Raw genomic sequence first — 14,715 nt, 5'->3', positions numbered from 1 at the left:
GGCAGCAACATCAGCGCGGACAAGTCCTTCGGCTCCCGTCTCGGCATCCGCATCCCGGTGAAGGATCAGTTCAGCATCAATTTCGAAGCCCAGATGAAAGACTACTTCGGCGCTGGTGGGTGGTTGACCTTTAATTTCTAGATTGGCTGAGAAGGGTCGGTAGATTCACAGGTTACCTGGATTCACCGTTTACCGTGGATCAGAGAATGTGATATTGCATAGCCGGTGGATACTGTTTGAGTGGCGACACGTCCTCCTAAACCGGTCGATTAACGCGAACATCATCAGTGTTGGGATGTATTTCTAGACGCCTCCGTCGGCCCACGTCGGCGGCTTGCGCCGGGTGCCGACTGGCCGGTATTCAATCCAGCAAATTTTCTGAAATTAACGGCTGGCTGTTATAGGATATCCGCATCAAGAGTACAGTGCCGATCGGGAGATGAGCAATCGTGAAGATCGCAGTGGTTTGCGCCTTCCCGCACGAATCGAAGGCGATACTCAAGCACCTAAAACCGCAAAGGTACTCGCAAGAGGGTGCGTTTCGCGTTATCCGCGCAACATACCTCTCCCATAAAATCCTGCTTGTAGCGACCGGCATGGGGACACGCAACGCAGAAGAGGCACTTGAATGGGTTCTTCAGGTGTTCGACCCTGCACTCGTCCTTTCTATAGGGTTTGGCGGTGCTCTTTACGAGAACGCCGACATAGGTGACCTTATCATGGCCACAAGCATCTCTCTCGTGTCCGGAGGCGTGCTGAAAACGATTCAAATTCCTGATGCATGCGCATTGGTCGACAAACTTCGCGGCAACACCACGATACGGGCCGGGCATTTCCTGACACTCGAGAGATGGATGGAGAAGGAAACAGTAAAAGGCCTATTGCCGCCGGAGATCGCCTTTCCTGTGTGTGATATGGAAACTTTTCCTCTTGCGAAACTTACCCGTCAGAGACAACTCCCGTTTCTTGCGGTGCGTTCGATCACAGACCGTGCTGACGAGGATATCCCACGCGCCCTGCTGCGAGTGAACGACGCCTCGGGCAACTATCGATCTCTCAGGGCCATCTTCTTGCTGCTCGGCAAGCCGTGGCTGATCCCGGTAGCAATACGCCTCGGAAGGCGCTCGAGAGTCGCATCAGAGAATCTCTGGCGTACAGTCGAAACTCTCGCCAAGATACTCTAGTCTTAAAGGCGCGCTTCGGCGTCATCCTGGTGGGCAGGCGACGCCGGGGAAATCCACTAGATGTGCTTTCAGGGCGCTCTCCGAGAGCCCGCGTGAGAGTTTCGCCTTCAGCAAGAAATAAAGAAAAGACGCTTGGAGGAAGACGATAGACGCGCCAACCCACGCCAACGCATACTCTCCGATGAAGAAGGTGATGGACAGATTGAAAAAAACACACCGAAGTGAAGGGAAGGGCCAATCAGATATCTCCACGGGTGTCTCCGGCCGTACCAACCTTTGAGCTTTTTCATCTCCATGAGCCTGTCTATGGTTTGAAGCGCCGAGATCAAGACAAATCCCACTACGAACCATCCGACGAAGTTCGACACGGGTACACCAAAATAGACGCCCGGCTGCGGATACCCATAGATCTGTCCGAGGAACCATCTGTTGCCTCTCAGCGCCACGGGATCTATAATGACATCGAGGCAGACAAAGAAGACGGCCCCGAGAAGTCTTACCCGCATGGAGTTTCTGATCTTCTTCGTCTCGAAAAGATAGATTGTCACTCCTGAGCGCACAACGGGTGAGGTCGCTATCAGCGCCAGGGAGTAGCTCGCCCAGACAAGAAATACGAAGCTCATCGAATCCATAAAAGGAACACCCAGCGCCCAAAGCTCCTTTCCCTTTGTCTCCTCGATGTAATAATAAAGTCCGTACGGTATGCCGCTGTGGATCGAGGAGAATTCCGAAAGCCATGCCAGGCCATAGCCTGTGATACAGAAGAGCAGGGTCCTCTTGATCCCCATGTTCATAGAGCACCCGAGAAGATAGGTCAGGAAGAAGATAACGAAGTAAGGCCTCATGATGATCGTATTGAAAATCTGTGAGGGGATTGATTCCATCAAGTGCCCCCGAGATTCCAGAGGAGGAGCTTGAGGAGCTCGTACGGATTGGAAAACGCTTGCCGCATGACGCTCGCTTCATAGCCGCTGTGGACCATGCAGTCCCGGCACCTCGAGTCTCGGCCCGACTCGTAGGTGTCCCAGTCAGTTTTCGCCATCAATTCCGCGAAGGACTCGTAATACGTGTCGGTCACCAGATAGCACGGCGACTTCCAGCCAAGAGGGTTCCGTGTCGGATTGCCCCAGGGCGTGCAAAGCAGCCTCTTCTTGCCTTGCAAAAAATCAATGTACATCGGCGTACCCATGAATGGATACCTGGGAAACATGTATTCCATGGCCCTGAATCTTTCGGTGGCCTCTTCCCTGCTCAGGAATATTTCCTCTTTTACGCTCTGGTAGCTGAACGCCGGAGAAATCAAGATTCCATCCACGCCGATCCGGGTGAGCAAGTCAAAGAGTTGTTCCAGTTCCTCCATGCCGGTGTATTTATATACGGATGTATTGGTGCACACCCTGAAGCCTTCTTCTTTCGCCCTCTTGATAGCTTCAATAGCCGTTCTGAATGTCCCCTTCTGCCCGGTCACACGATCGTGCGTTTCTTCCATACCGTCGAAATGGAAATTGAGGCTCAGGCCGGGATGCGGGGTAAGTTGCCGCAGGAGAGAGCCGGCCAGGAGACCGTTCGTGCAAAGGTACACGTACCGCTTCAACCGGAGAAGTTCTGCTATAAGGGCTCTCAGTTGTCCGTATAGCAGTGGTTCGCCTCCGGTGACAGTGACCACCGGGGCACCTGACCGGACAGCGGCGTCAATGCATTCATCCAGGGAGAGATCGGGAGCATGAGTCTCGGCATTAAGCCTGATCCTGTCACATCCTGCGCACGCAAGGTTGCAGCGGTGCGTGGGCTCCAGCATCAGTACCAGAGGAAACCTCTTGATCCCTCTGAGGCTGTTCTTGATGGTGCAGGATACAAGTGATTTATAAAGACCAGCTGGAAAGCGCATGAGAGGATGTCGCTACGAGACGCAATCGACTCGCTTCGTCTCTTTCCTTTCCGCAATAAAACGGAGCGCCTCATCCAGTTCGTCTATTGCCAGCTGGGTATTCTTGCACGGCCCCTGGGGCCGCCTGTTCGGTATGGCAAGGACTGGTATCTTGCCGGCCACGTCTCTGAGGCCGCTGATCAAGTCCCTCTCACAGGCGACTGCCAATATCAGGCTGGGCCGGTGCTCCCGTATTGCCTTCCGTGCCTCTTCGCCGCCCGACGCCGTCACCGTTTTTGCAGAAAGCGGGTCAATTCTGTCAAGTACCTCTTTCCTGGTCCCTTTTTCCAGGCATCGCGGCAAAAGAATTAAGAGCCTCCGCGCATTCAGCCTGTCGGCATTCGCTTTTAAAACGACGTTGTGCGCCTTGATGAAGGAGTTCGAGATCCTGTCCCTGCTCATGCCGAACTTGCCTCCCAGCCAGACGCTTCTCGGAAGCAGTGCAAGGAGGAACCTCTCGGTCCACAGGTAGGGAAGTAATGACTTCTCAAATCGAGCAACGGAGATGACCTCGGTTGCCACGACCAGCAAAATGAGAACGGAGAATCCCTCGACGCAACGCTCTAACAGGCCGGGGGCAAGGGAGCTGAACTGCCCGATTCTTGGCTTTACCAGATACCAGCCTGTATTGAGCAGTACAAGAAGGAGAAAAAGTATAGCGCCTCCAAGAACGAGAAACGTGGTGGCGCGCTCTGTTGCGTCGAGTTCAGCCGATTCTGTCTCACCACTCCAGCCTGTCCACTCATCGCCCAGTTTCCTATCCATGGGTTCGACCAGACTGCCTTCGCGTCTAGCAGACATGCCGACCTCCCGACGAAGGCCGATTCCTCACGTAGCCTCTTTCGAGATACCAGTCGATCGATTTCTGCATCGCGCGTTCCACCGGCATCTGCGGCACTCCCAGACTGTGGACAGCCTTTGAGCAGTCGAAATACATGTAGCTCTTGGCCATCTTAACGCCTGTAAGAGGGATTGTCGGCTGTGTGTGCCTTATCCACGTGGAGACAGCTTCGTCAACATAAGCAGCGAGAAGTACCGGCACGTAAGGGAGTTTTACACGCGGAGGCTTGCGCTCGCCTATTCGGCCCAGTATCGCCAGGAATTCACCCAGACTCATATTGCGGTTACCCAGGATATAGTGCTCGCCGGATTTCCCGTACTGCGACGCGAGCCAGTGCCCCAGCCCTACTTCCTCAACGTCGACAAAGTTCAGGCCTGTGTCTATGAACGCCGGCATCCTGCCACTGAGAAAGTCTACAATCACCTTGCCGGTGGGTGTGGGCTTTCTGTCCATGGGCCCGATCGGAGTGGTAGGGTTGACAATCACAATGGGCAGACCCCTGCTGATGAACTCGTAGACGTGCCTCTCAGCGAGGAACTTAGACCTTTTGTAATGGCCCACCATGTCGGAGAGACAAACTGGTGTTTCCTCGTTGCACTTGCCACGACTCCGTTTAGGGACGAGCGTCCCTGCTGAACTCGTGTAGACAACCTTTCCCGTGCCCGCTTCAAGAGCGGCCTGCATCACGTTCACGGTGCCTTGGACGTTTGTTTCGTACATGGCCTCCGGGTCAGGCACCCAGAGCCTGTAATCAGCGGCCACATGATACAACTCTCCGCAGCCTTGAAGCGCCCTGCGCACGGAATCGTAGTCTCTTATGTCCCCCGTGACTAACTCCACACCGAGTGGTGCAAGGTCGGAAGTATCGCTGCTTGCCCTCACGAGTGCCCGGACTTCGACACCTTTTTCCTGCAAGGCCTTCGCCACGTGGAATCCCACGAACCCGGTGGCACCTGTCACGAGAGCCTTCACTGTATGCCTTTCTCACCATGTAGGGACGACACGAACTTGCCGAGTGCCATAAGAGGAAAGCAGTTCCTGTAGTTGTGGTAATTTATCATGAAATACTTCGGAAACCCTGTGGCGGTGTATTCGGGCTCATCCCATGTTCCGTCCGTCTTCTGTCTTTCGAGCAGGAAAGATACCCCGTGAGCCACCTCTTCTGACGTTCCTTCTCCCGCTGCAAGCAGCGCCATGATCACCCATGCCGTTTGCGATGGCGTACTCTTTCCCTGCAGCCGCAGGCTCGGGTCCTCGTAAGACTCACAGCACTCCCCCCACCCGCCGTCTTCGTTCTGGTGGTGCTTTAGGGTGGCAACTGCCTTTCTCACGTAAGGTTTGTCCATCTCTTCCCCTATGGAGCGAAGCCCCTCCAGCACGGACCACGTCCCGTAAGCATAGTTCACGCCCCATCTTCCCCACCACAACCCGTCCTCCTCTTGCGTCTTTCTGATAAATGCAAGCGCGCGACGCACCTCGTTGTCGTGGGGTTTATAGCCGAGCATGCCAAGCAGCTTCAGTGCTCTCCCCGTGACGTCAGCGGTACTGGGATCAAGCATTGCCTCCAGGTCTGCAAACGGTACCTGGTTGGCAATCTCCGTGTTGTTGTCGGCATCGAAAGCTCCCCAGCCGCCGTCTTTCCCCTGCATGCCGAGCAGCCAGCGCAGGCCGAGCTTGAGCTCCTGAATTGCAGCAATGCCTCCCTCCCCGCAACGATTCAGAAACATCATGACCACCGCTGTGTCGTCAACATCTGGTTGCCAGCTATTTTCGAATTCGAAGGCCCACCCCCCCGGCTCCAGGCTTGGCCTCTTTACGCTCCAGTCGCCTTTTCTGAATGACTGTTTCGAGGAAAGCCACGTGCACGCGTTTGTGAGCACCGGGTCACACCTGCCCATACCGGAGTCAAGCAAAGCTAGTCCAGTCAGAGCTGTATCCCAGACCGGCGACACGCAGGACTGAAGCAGAAGTTCATCCTCAGTCTCGATAGTAAACCTCTTGAGGGCTTCAAAGCCTTTCCGCACAGCATGATTGGACCGTCCGTTACCAGCTTCGCGGCCAAGACTGATGAGCGCCAGCAGGGAATTAACCATAGCGGGCTGTATGCCCAGCCAGTCGCCGCTCTCCTCCTGATGCTCGATCACCCAGGTTTCAGCCTTGTGCAGAGCCCGTTTCCTGAGCGGCCTCACGCGGCTCGCTACGACCGCCTTGATCAGGCCATCGAGGGCGAGAAAGAATTTTTTCCAGGACAAGAATGGCGTCTGCCCGGTGGTGAGAGGCGGACGGCGGTCAGAGGGATTTCTGTATAGCTCGCGGATCCCGATCTGTTCCGGAAGTGGCTTCACCGGCCTGAGGTCGAGAAGTATCGAGAGAGGCACAACCGTGGCTCTTGCCCATGCAGATATATCGTAGATATTGAGGGGAGACCATTGAGGCAGAAGCATTATTTCGACAGGTACCGAGGGCGTGGCCTCCCAGTCCATCTGGCCGAAAAGCGCGAGAAAGATCTTCGTGAAGACCCTTGAACGCTCGGCGCCACCTTGTGCAAGAATGAATTGCTGCGCCTCTCTCAAGGCAGGATGGTCAGCGGAGAATCCGGCAAGCTTGAGTGCGAAATATGCTTCGACCGTTGTGCTCAAATCTCCTTTCCCGCCGTAATGTATCGCCCATGTGCCGTCAGCTCTCTGCTTTCGCAGCAGATAGCGGGCCATTTTTCTATCCTTCTCCGTGTCTTTGACGCCGGCGAAGTGCATGAGCATCAGGTATTCTGCTGTAATCGTCACGTTTGATTCCAGCTCGTACCACCAGTAACCGGAGGGATGCTGCTCGCTACGATAGTAGGCGTGGGTTCTCCCTATCGCCCGTGTGACCCGGTCAAGCAGATCGCCGGTGCGAGAAACGGGCAGGGAACCTGATACGCTGCTCATCAGCATTTGACAACCTCTTTTCGCCTGGCCATAAATGAAAAAAATTCCTTGCCTTCTCTCATTCTCCTGGCAAAGACTCTCCTGTCGTGCAGCATCTCCCGCAAAATGCGCAATACGGGACCAGGGCGCAGGTAGAAGGAGCGATAGAAGCGCTCCACCGCACCGTAGATCGCCTCCGCATCAAGGCCTTCATAAGTAAGGACCGCATTCTGGATGCCTTCCCGCACGAGACACGTTTCGTCCTGCGCGAGCCAGCCGCTTCGCTTGGCCTGCTCGTAAAGCTCGGTGCCGGGGTAAGGAGCTGCCAAAGAAACTTGAACACTGTACGGATCTATCTCTTTCGCAAACCTGATAGTCTCTTCGATTGTCCCGGCTGTCTCGCCCGGCAATCCCAGGATGAAGGTTCCGTGTATAAGGATGCCGAGTTCTTTTGCCGCCTTTACGAATTCCCATTCCTGCTCAACACGGATTCCCTTCCTGATACCATTTAGGATTTTTTGATTGCCGGACTCAAAGCCCACCACAAGAAGGCGTAAGCCATTTTCCCTGAGTAACGCAAGGGTTTCCCTGGAAACAGCAGCGCGGGCATTACAGGACCACGTGATATTGAGACGACCCAGTCTTTGCGCAATTTCATCAAGATGAGGATTGTCGGTAAAAGTGTCATCATCGAAAAAAAACTCTCTGACGTTCGGCAGGAGCTGCTTCGCCAGTGCCACTTCTTCGCACACGTTCTCAGGGCTTCTCACACGGTAGGTGTGGCCAGATATTGTCTGAGGCCACAGGCAGAACGTACATCGCGACCGACAGCCCCGGCCAGCATACAGCGAGACATACGGATGCTGCAAATAGCCTATAAAGTAATGCTCGGGGTTAAGGTCCCGTGCGTAAACACTGGTCACAAAGGGAAGTGCATCAAGGTCCTCAATGGCCGGCCTCGAAGTCGTCCGGCGGACCGTCCCGTTTGCGCGAAAGGCTACACCACGGACTTCGCTGAGGGGACGCCCCTCGGCAATCTCAGCCACGGTATAATCGAATTCGCCAAGTGCGACGAAATCGATGGCTCTTGAAGTCTGGAGAGCAACCTCGGGGAGGGCAGTGACGTGCGGTCCGACAAACCCAACAACAATACCGGGATAGTGACTCTTAAGCTTTTCCGCGATCCCTGCGTCAGTTGTAAAAGTCGGGGTGCTCGTGTGGATTATGATGAGCTCGTAGCCGCGAGCCTCACGCACGACCTGGGCTGCATCCATGTCCTCGGCAGAGGCATCGAGAAGCCGGCTTCCCTCTGTGAGCCCGGCAGCATAGGCCAGCCACGTGGGATACCAGAAGGACTTGACCTCACGGCGAGCCTGATAACGTGAACCAGCGCCGCCGTCAAAACCCCTGCATGAGGGAGGATTCAGCAATAGCGTCCGCACCGTTCGCTGTCCGTGAAGTGGATTACTTAGTCATCCAGCGTATAACCGATTGTAACACGGCTCGTGGCAATCCGCGACCCTACTCTCATTTTCTGCACAAAACAGGGGTTTGTCAAGGGCAAGGCGACACTGGTTGGGCGGCACTGCTCTTATCAAGAACCCACAGGGTTGCGGCAAAGACATAGGTCCCGGCTGCGGCGGCCAGCAAGAACCAGTTTAGATGGCCGACTATAGCGAATGCGACAACAAGGTAGGCAAAATCACGATTTGCCAGGAGACCGATAAGTTTGCTCGTCGTTCCCGACCGTGCCCTGTCGGGACAACGGTTTAAGGTCCTGCGGACAACACACGCACAGAGGCCAAAGCCGCCAAGAAGGAATCCGAGTGCATAAAGATAGCCCCTATTCCCGGTCTGGTAGCAGAGCCCGACGGCTATGCCAACAAAGATAGCAACGTGAACCAGGTTGTCGGTAATGACATCTAAATAGTGACCAAAAACAGACTCCTTCAGTTTTAACCGGGCCACTTCGCCGTCCACGCCGTCGAGTACCACGCAAAGCAGGAAGAGGAGCGAGCCGCCGAGTTGCGACCAGTAGCTGCCTCTTGCAAGAAAGAACGCGCCTGCAAAACCGATTGCAACGTTGAAAAGGGTGATCTGATTGGGTGTCACCCCTGTGCGGGCGAGTTTGCGACTGATGCGGCGGGAAAAGTGGCGATCCAGGTGGCGGGCCATGAAACCGTCCCTGTCTGCTGTTGCCAGCGGAAGAGCGGCAATCAATCGCTCCTCTGCTCTCCTCACTGAGGTGTGCTCCCCGCCCGCGATGCAAGGCAGACCAGGCGCTGCAGCTAACCACTCCGCTTTTTCTAGGATTGCTGAATCAGATGTCTCGGACGACCAGATGGCGTGTGCAACGGAAGCAAGCGCATCGTTGCCTGCCGCGTAGATCCCTTCCAGATGGGACCCTTCATCGGACCTCAAAACGTAGATGCACTCCTCATCCGCACTCCTTTCTGCGGCCTGGACAAGCAGAGAGAGCGATCTTCTATCCACGACGAGGTCAGCCCTCGCCACCAGCACCCTCTCATGCCGGCCGACGATTATCTTGCTGACAACGTCGTCTAACTCCTCCGCGTCACGTACAACATGACGCACATCCGGCGAGATCAAGCCCGAAGGGGTGGCGAGTATTGATTCGTTGCGGCTCACGATCTGCACTGTTTCGATCCCGGCCCCCCGCATAAGCAGCACAAGCCTCCGGACCACGGGCAGGCCGAAGACCTGCTGCAGCCCTCCATCGTTTGGCGCAAGTATGAGTGCGGTTCCTGTCACGCCGATACGCCCGCTATGATGAAAATCGGGAACGGAACAATGATAAGAACAAAAACTGTTTAAGTCAATCTCGTTGCACATTGAACTGTCTGCAAATCGTTGATAGGATATTGGTATGCGTAAAAGGCTGCTCATTATTCAGCCGATCCACTATCGATCCAGATCGGATCTTACGCTGCACAAAACCAGGAAAAGGAACCTTGTAGGCCTCACCCTGCCGTATCTCGCCGGGATTACGCCCCAGGCAGATGGCCCGGCATCTCCTGCCATATCAAGCCGGCGTTCTGCTCTGCCGGAGAATTGGAACAGAGGGTAAAAGAGTTGCACCGCGACTTCTATGGCTATCGGTCGATGCTCAGACGTCTGCCGCTACCGCTCAACGAGGCGCGCCTTGCTTCATCGTTCATCAACCTATCACAAAGAAAGGTGCCGCGCGGAAAGACTGAGATGGAGACGTTCGACCAATACTAACCCATCGTATCAATCCATTTTTTTCATCAGCCCGCCCTTCAGCAGCTTGTAATGATGGCCCCTCCAGAAAATGTGCGAACCCAGGAAGCACCATAGCCATATGCCGAAACTGAGAATATCTTTTGCGGGCAGCAGCCAGAGCCATCGGAACCACTGACGGTTATAGCCGGCCATCCCGGCAACCATGAGAGCAGTACCATATCTTAAGGCGAGAACCACGGCAATAGCCGACAGAGAGACTACAGAAGCGCCGTGCAGGGCAAGGAAAAGAAGAGCGAACGGAAAAATTTGAGTGATACCATACCCCAAAAAGCCGACGGGCCTGCACGCTCTGTAGGTTCTTGCCCATCTGAGCTGATGCACGAGGTACGCACGGACACTCATTCTGCCCACGACGTACTCTATCAGATGACTGGAGAGTATGTTCCTGTAGTTCCTTTTCCACAGGCAGTTGCCGATCATATAGTCCTCGGCCAGGTGGTCGGCAAATGCCGCCAAGCCTCCTATCTCCTCCAAGGCCTGCTTCGAGAGCAATATAGAAGGACCGAGAGCGAACGTCACGCCCTCGAGCCTCCTCGCGGTGAGGACCGAGGGGATGAAATCAGCCGTTGTCGTGAGGGACTCAAGAGCTGCCCCCACAGTGTGAGCACGAGTGATCTTGGAAAGGCACGTCACGATGCCCACCCTTTCCGTTGCAAGGTATTCACGTACGACCTGCTTCAGATAGCCGCGCCCAACCCGTATATCGCTATCGCTTATGAGCAGCAGGAGATGGCGCGCTTCAGCGATAAGGCCCTGGAGATTTGAAACTTTTGGATTGCTCCCGAGATTGCTCGCATGGATAACGACGCGCACTTTCGGTGCGTATGATCCGGCCATCTCCCGCGCCAGTGTCAGCCCTTCATCCCGCGCATCGTTAATACCCAGAAGAACCTCGTATTCCGGATAGTCCTGAGTGACAAAACTCGCGACGTTGTCGCGCCACTCGGGATCGACACCCTTCATGGGCTTCAAGACAGAAAGCGGCGGGTAAGCAGGCTCGGGTTCTGCCTGCGCAACCTTCGACTGCCGAAAAAACTCCACGATGCAGAAAAGGGAAAAGAGTGCGTAAAGAGATCCCAGCAAGATTATGAGTGAGAGAGCAGCTTCGACGACCTCAGCGAAGATTCCCATTATCGTGACTCACGATATCCCGCCCAATGTGAGCATCAGGGCTATTTCTCAACAGCTTGCTGCTGCAGGCGCATCTTTTTCAGAAGAGCGTCAAAAGACTCCTGCTTTATCAGCCTCGTGAACGACTTCCGATAGTTCTCAACGATGCTGACCCCGTCGATTCTCACGTCACGAACGAGCCACGTTCCGTTCGCCAGAAGCAACGAGTAGTCAACAGGGATCGCCTCATTCATCCTGTATATGCGAGTCCTCACCTTCGCCTCGTCCTTCTGTGCATCCTGAGTAAGATACTCTACCTTTTCTTTTTTCAGAAAATCGAGCACCAACCGCGAGTAGGAATCAAGAAAAAGATCCTGAAATAATCGTTTGAACTCAGATCTGTTCGCGCTGCTCAGACCGCCCCAGTACGCCCCCAGGGCCTGCGTCGCCATGTCCTCGAAATTGAAATTGCCGACTATGACCTTCTTGATCGCTGTTCGTCGCGCTTCTCTGTATTCCTGCCCCTGTGTGTTTTTATCCGTCTGGATCGAGATCACCTCATCCAGCATCTTTCGCACGGTGTCGGTTGGGCCGGGGTCCTGACAGAAGCCCTGTTGGAAAGAGACCACGAGTATCGGTGCGATGAGGATCATGATAATTCTTGTTTTAAGAGTCACGTCTAGTTCTCCTCCTTGGCATTGCAATCAACCGCAGGACTAGTACCACACCACGCAATACTCTTTCGGAACACACCATCGGGGATGACCTGTAGCAGAGCAGGCAGAAAAAGGACTGCCGCGGCAAGCACGCTCAGGCTGCCGACGAAGGTAAGCAGGCCCAGGCTGTGCACGCCTTGATGTTCGGAGATAGTAAGGCTGCCAAAGCCAACCGTCGTTGAAAGGCCGGCGAGGACTACTCCTATTCCGGTGCTCGACGGGCATGGTCCTCCGGAAAAGTCTTTGCCTGCCTGCCTCCAGCGCTGAACAACGATGATGCCATACTCGACACCTGCGCCCAAAATGAGCGGCAGGAAGACACTATTAGCCAGATTGAGGTCTATCCCAAGGAGATACATCAGGCCAAACGTCCATGCAGTCCCCACGACAAGGGGGGTAAGGGCAAGCAACGTAGCGACCAGGCTCCTGAAGGTCACTATCAGAAGAACGAAGATGAAGATGACCGAGTAAACTGCCGCCTGTACACAGGCATTGCGAAACGCCTGCGTGAAAACGCTGAGGGTGACCGGATCGCCCACGGCATCAGGATCCACGGACCTGAGGTCACGAACAAAGGTTTTGAGATGATCCGGCTCCCAGATATTCTGAGCAGGAAAGACCCGGATGATGTACAGATGGTTCTTGCCGACATACCGTTCCCGAAGCTGTTTCGGCAAGTCTTCTATACGCATGCGCCTCCCTTCTGCGGCCTTGCGGAGAACATCGAACTTTTCTTCCAGGTCATTCATCAGGTCGTTCTCAAAGGCTTTGAGTTCACGCTGCAATTTCAGACCGTCCGTGCCGGTCAGCGACTTTCTGACATCGTCGATAAGCCTCCTCACCTCTCGCATCTGCGTCTGCAGCGGCTTGCTCACGCCCCATTGCGAGCCAGTCGTATCAAGCATTTTGAATCGGATCCTCCCGAGCACCTGGTCTAGCTGCTCCAGATCCACAGGGTGGTTTGCAGCGGAGAACTGACCGATTCCGGTTACCAGAGGGCTTATCTGTCGCAAGGTGCCTATCTTCTGATCCTGGTCTGAAGGGAGCAGGTCCAACACGCTTTGCACCTCCCGGACAGTTGGCAGCGTTTCAAGGGCCTGGCTTTTTCTTTCGATTTCGTCGAGAGAATGGGCGAGAATGACGCCGTACATGCTTGAGCGGCGCGAACTCTCAACGAGTCTCGTTTCCCAGATTACTGACTCGGCCTTCTTCGATTGAAGACGTAGTGTGTTGAGATCGAACTCTACCTTTCGGCCCGCCCAGATGGAGAGAAGAGCTGTAATTGCGGCCACAACGATGAGCAGATAGGCGCTCACACGCCCAAGCCTCAAAAATGGTCGCACCTGCTGTTTGCAGAGAACCCAATCTCTGCCTTCATCCTTGTCAAACAACACAATAAGCGCAGGCAGCAGGCCGACTGTTGCAAGCGTAGCCATGACCAGGCCAATCGCACAGATCAGGCCGAGTTCTCCCAGTCCCTTGAAGCCGGTGAGCACAAGGGGAAAGAACGAGATGGCCGCGGTAAAGCCTGCGAGCAGGATTCCCGGGCCAAGCCTTACCATGGCCGTCCTGAGCGCTTCTTCTTTTGATGCACCGTTGCATCGCTGTTCCTCTCTGAAGCGGGCGAACCAGTGAACCCCGTAATCGATGCCCAAGCCGAGGAGCATCGGCGCAAATACCACCGAGAGGAGATTCAGATGGCCGATGAAAAGTGTGGTGAAGCCGAAGGTGAGCGAGAGAGCCGTGAGCAGGGCCACCATTTCTATAAGCGGCCTGCGGATCCCGCGCCAGAAGGTAATGAGAAGCACTGCCAGACCGCCAAGAGAGAGGAGCGTGGCCAGGCTCATATCGTGCAATGCTGCTCTCATTTCGTCTTCGCCAAGAGCCTTCGGACCTGTCACGCCCACATCTATTCCGGGAAAATCGACCTTTACCTCGGCAATCGTCTTTCTGAGCCTGGCAAGGGGAGCCTCCCATCTCGAGAACCCTTTCGCTGCCTGTCCGGGGGTCACGAAGAGAAGGAGGTATCCTTTATCTTCCGTCCAGAAATAACCTTTTTCCGAGGCATCATCCATACCGCTGTTGGTGAAAAACGAGCCCCAGGGTGATGTGAAGGCGGTCTCTCCGTTAAGCCGCGCCTTTAATTCCCGCAGTATACTGATGAGAAACTGAAGGTCCATGGGTTTGCCACGTTGCGTTGTGTCCTTGTCGAGGAATCCCGTGAAAAGCTCTCCGACCATTCGCTGCGCCATTTCGTTATTGAGCTGGTCAAAGAACGTAATTAACCCCGGGGAAAGGGCAAGGTTGCGCAGAAAGGTTTCATGCTCCTGAAGGTTGTCCCTCAGCGATAAAAGGTCCCTCTCCTTCAGATAGAGAAGCGCCCAGGGTTTGAAGCTTTCGGGGTTTATGCGCCAGAAGACCTCAGCATAGTTTTTATTATCAGCTTCGAGCCGCGATGCGAGCGCGCGAAGAAATTCGATTGATCGGCGCGTATTCAGATTCTGAATTGCAACGACAAACGTATCAAAGTCTGAGAATTGGTCGGCTTCCTCTGCCAATTGGACGAGGCGATTCTCCTGGGAGATGAGAGCCCTCTGGCTCGTCCAGAACTGAAGGTCCATTATTGTGTAGGTGATTGAGAACCCGGCCAGCACCAACGCGCCAGCGAGAAAGAGGCGCGGATGCGAAATCTGACTCTCCAGGATCTTCTTCAGCACATGCTGTAGTAAATTCATAGTGTTCAGTG

At 54.8% G+C, this 14,715-nt stretch carries 12 protein-coding genes; 2 read left to right on the top strand and 10 right to left on the bottom strand.

What is annotated here, in order from left to right:
- The first annotated feature begins 449 nt into the window (after nt 1-449).
- A complete protein-coding gene (locus tag VMT71_01100; protein HVN22537.1) occupies nt 450-1,184 on the top strand; it encodes a hypothetical protein in 735 nt (244 codons plus the stop codon).
- A gap of 107 nt (nt 1,185-1,291) precedes the next feature.
- On the opposite strand, the gene VMT71_01095 is transcribed toward VMT71_01100, so the two are convergent.
- The 7 genes from VMT71_01095 to VMT71_01065 all read right to left on the bottom strand — a co-directional run bounded on the left by VMT71_01095 (nt 1,292) and on the right by VMT71_01065 (nt 9,630).
- Nucleotides 1,292-2,068, bottom strand: coding sequence for a carotenoid biosynthesis protein (locus VMT71_01095; protein ID HVN22536.1), 777 nt, complete (start codon nt 2,066-2,068; stop codon nt 1,292-1,294).
- Nucleotides 2,068-3,072, bottom strand: coding sequence for an adenosyl-hopene transferase HpnH (gene hpnH, locus VMT71_01090; protein HVN22535.1), 1,005 nt, complete (start codon nt 3,070-3,072; stop codon nt 2,068-2,070). Before hpnH ends, VMT71_01095 begins: the two co-directional genes overlap by 1 nt.
- A gap of 12 nt (nt 3,073-3,084) precedes the next feature.
- The gene (locus tag VMT71_01085; protein ID HVN22534.1) at nt 3,085-3,912 is read right to left on the bottom strand and encodes a DUF116 domain-containing protein; all 828 of its coding nucleotides are present in this window, start codon (nt 3,910-3,912) and stop codon (nt 3,085-3,087) included.
- Entirely contained in the window at nt 3,902-4,912 is a 1,011-nt protein-coding gene (hpnA, locus tag VMT71_01080) for a hopanoid-associated sugar epimerase (protein HVN22533.1), read from the bottom strand. Before hpnA ends, VMT71_01085 begins: the two co-directional genes overlap by 11 nt.
- A gap of 8 nt (nt 4,913-4,920) precedes the next feature.
- Nucleotides 4,921-6,885, bottom strand: a complete 1,965-nt coding sequence (gene shc / locus VMT71_01075; protein ID HVN22532.1) for a squalene--hopene cyclase — start codon at nt 6,883-6,885, stop codon at nt 4,921-4,923.
- Nucleotides 6,879-8,300, bottom strand: coding sequence for a hopanoid biosynthesis associated radical SAM protein HpnJ (gene hpnJ, locus VMT71_01070; protein ID HVN22531.1), 1,422 nt, complete (start codon nt 8,298-8,300; stop codon nt 6,879-6,881). The genes shc and hpnJ overlap by 7 nt, the downstream gene beginning before the upstream one ends.
- Nucleotides 8,301-8,412: 112 nt before the next feature.
- Nucleotides 8,413-9,630 (bottom strand): CDP-alcohol phosphatidyltransferase family protein, encoded by a 1,218-nt coding sequence (locus VMT71_01065; GenBank protein HVN22530.1) that lies wholly within the window; start codon nt 9,628-9,630, stop codon nt 8,413-8,415.
- A gap of 115 nt (nt 9,631-9,745) precedes the next feature.
- Between VMT71_01065 and VMT71_01060 the strand changes: the two genes are divergently transcribed.
- Nucleotides 9,746-9,946 carry a hypothetical protein gene (locus VMT71_01060; protein HVN22529.1) on the top strand — a complete coding sequence of 67 codons (201 nt, stop codon included), beginning with the start codon at nt 9,746-9,748 and terminating at the stop codon, nt 9,944-9,946.
- Nucleotides 9,947-10,110: 164 nt separating this feature from the next.
- Here VMT71_01060 and VMT71_01055 read toward each other — a convergent pair whose 3' ends face one another.
- The 3 genes from VMT71_01055 to VMT71_01045 are packed head-to-tail and all read right to left on the bottom strand — an operon-like array spanning nt 10,111 to nt 14,704.
- A complete protein-coding gene (locus tag VMT71_01055; protein HVN22528.1) occupies nt 10,111-11,274 on the bottom strand; it encodes a glycosyltransferase in 1,164 nt (387 codons plus the stop codon).
- A gap of 41 nt (nt 11,275-11,315) precedes the next feature.
- On the bottom strand, nt 11,316-11,930 hold the full coding sequence (locus VMT71_01050) for an ABC transporter substrate-binding protein (protein HVN22527.1): 615 nt from the start codon (nt 11,928-11,930) through the stop codon (nt 11,316-11,318).
- 2 nt (nt 11,931-11,932) lie between these two features.
- The gene (locus tag VMT71_01045) at nt 11,933-14,704 is read right to left on the bottom strand and encodes an MMPL family transporter (GenBank protein ID HVN22526.1); all 2,772 of its coding nucleotides are present in this window, start codon (nt 14,702-14,704) and stop codon (nt 11,933-11,935) included.
- Nucleotides 14,705-14,715 lie beyond the last annotated feature (11 nt).

It is taken from the genome of Syntrophorhabdales bacterium (assembly GCA_035541455.1).
Lineage (GTDB): Bacteria > Desulfobacterota > Syntrophorhabdia > Syntrophorhabdales > WCHB1-27 > JADGQN01.
Note: the sequence above shows the minus strand (reverse complement) of the source record. Positions and strands in the feature narration are given on the sequence as shown.

Excerpts from the sequence above, each read along its gene's own strand:
- VMT71_01085 (HVN22534.1), bottom strand. The coding sequence starts at position 3,912 with ATGTCTGCTAGACGCGAAGGCAGTCTGGTCGAACCCATGGATAGGAAA.
- hpnH (HVN22535.1), bottom strand. The coding sequence starts at position 3,072 with ATGCGCTTTCCAGCTGGTCTTTATAAATCACTTGTATCCTGCACCATC.
- VMT71_01095 (HVN22536.1), bottom strand. The coding sequence starts at position 2,068 with ATGGAATCAATCCCCTCACAGATTTTCAATACGATCATCATGAGGCCT.
- shc (HVN22532.1), bottom strand. The coding sequence starts at position 6,885 with ATGCTGATGAGCAGCGTATCAGGTTCCCTGCCCGTTTCTCGCACCGGC.
- VMT71_01045 (HVN22526.1), bottom strand. The coding sequence starts at position 14,704 with ATGAATTTACTACAGCATGTGCTGAAGAAGATCCTGGAGAGTCAGATT.
- VMT71_01055 (HVN22528.1), bottom strand. The coding sequence starts at position 11,274 with ATGGGAATCTTCGCTGAGGTCGTCGAAGCTGCTCTCTCACTCATAATC.
- VMT71_01060 (HVN22529.1), top strand. The coding sequence starts at position 9,746 with ATGCGTAAAAGGCTGCTCATTATTCAGCCGATCCACTATCGATCCAGA.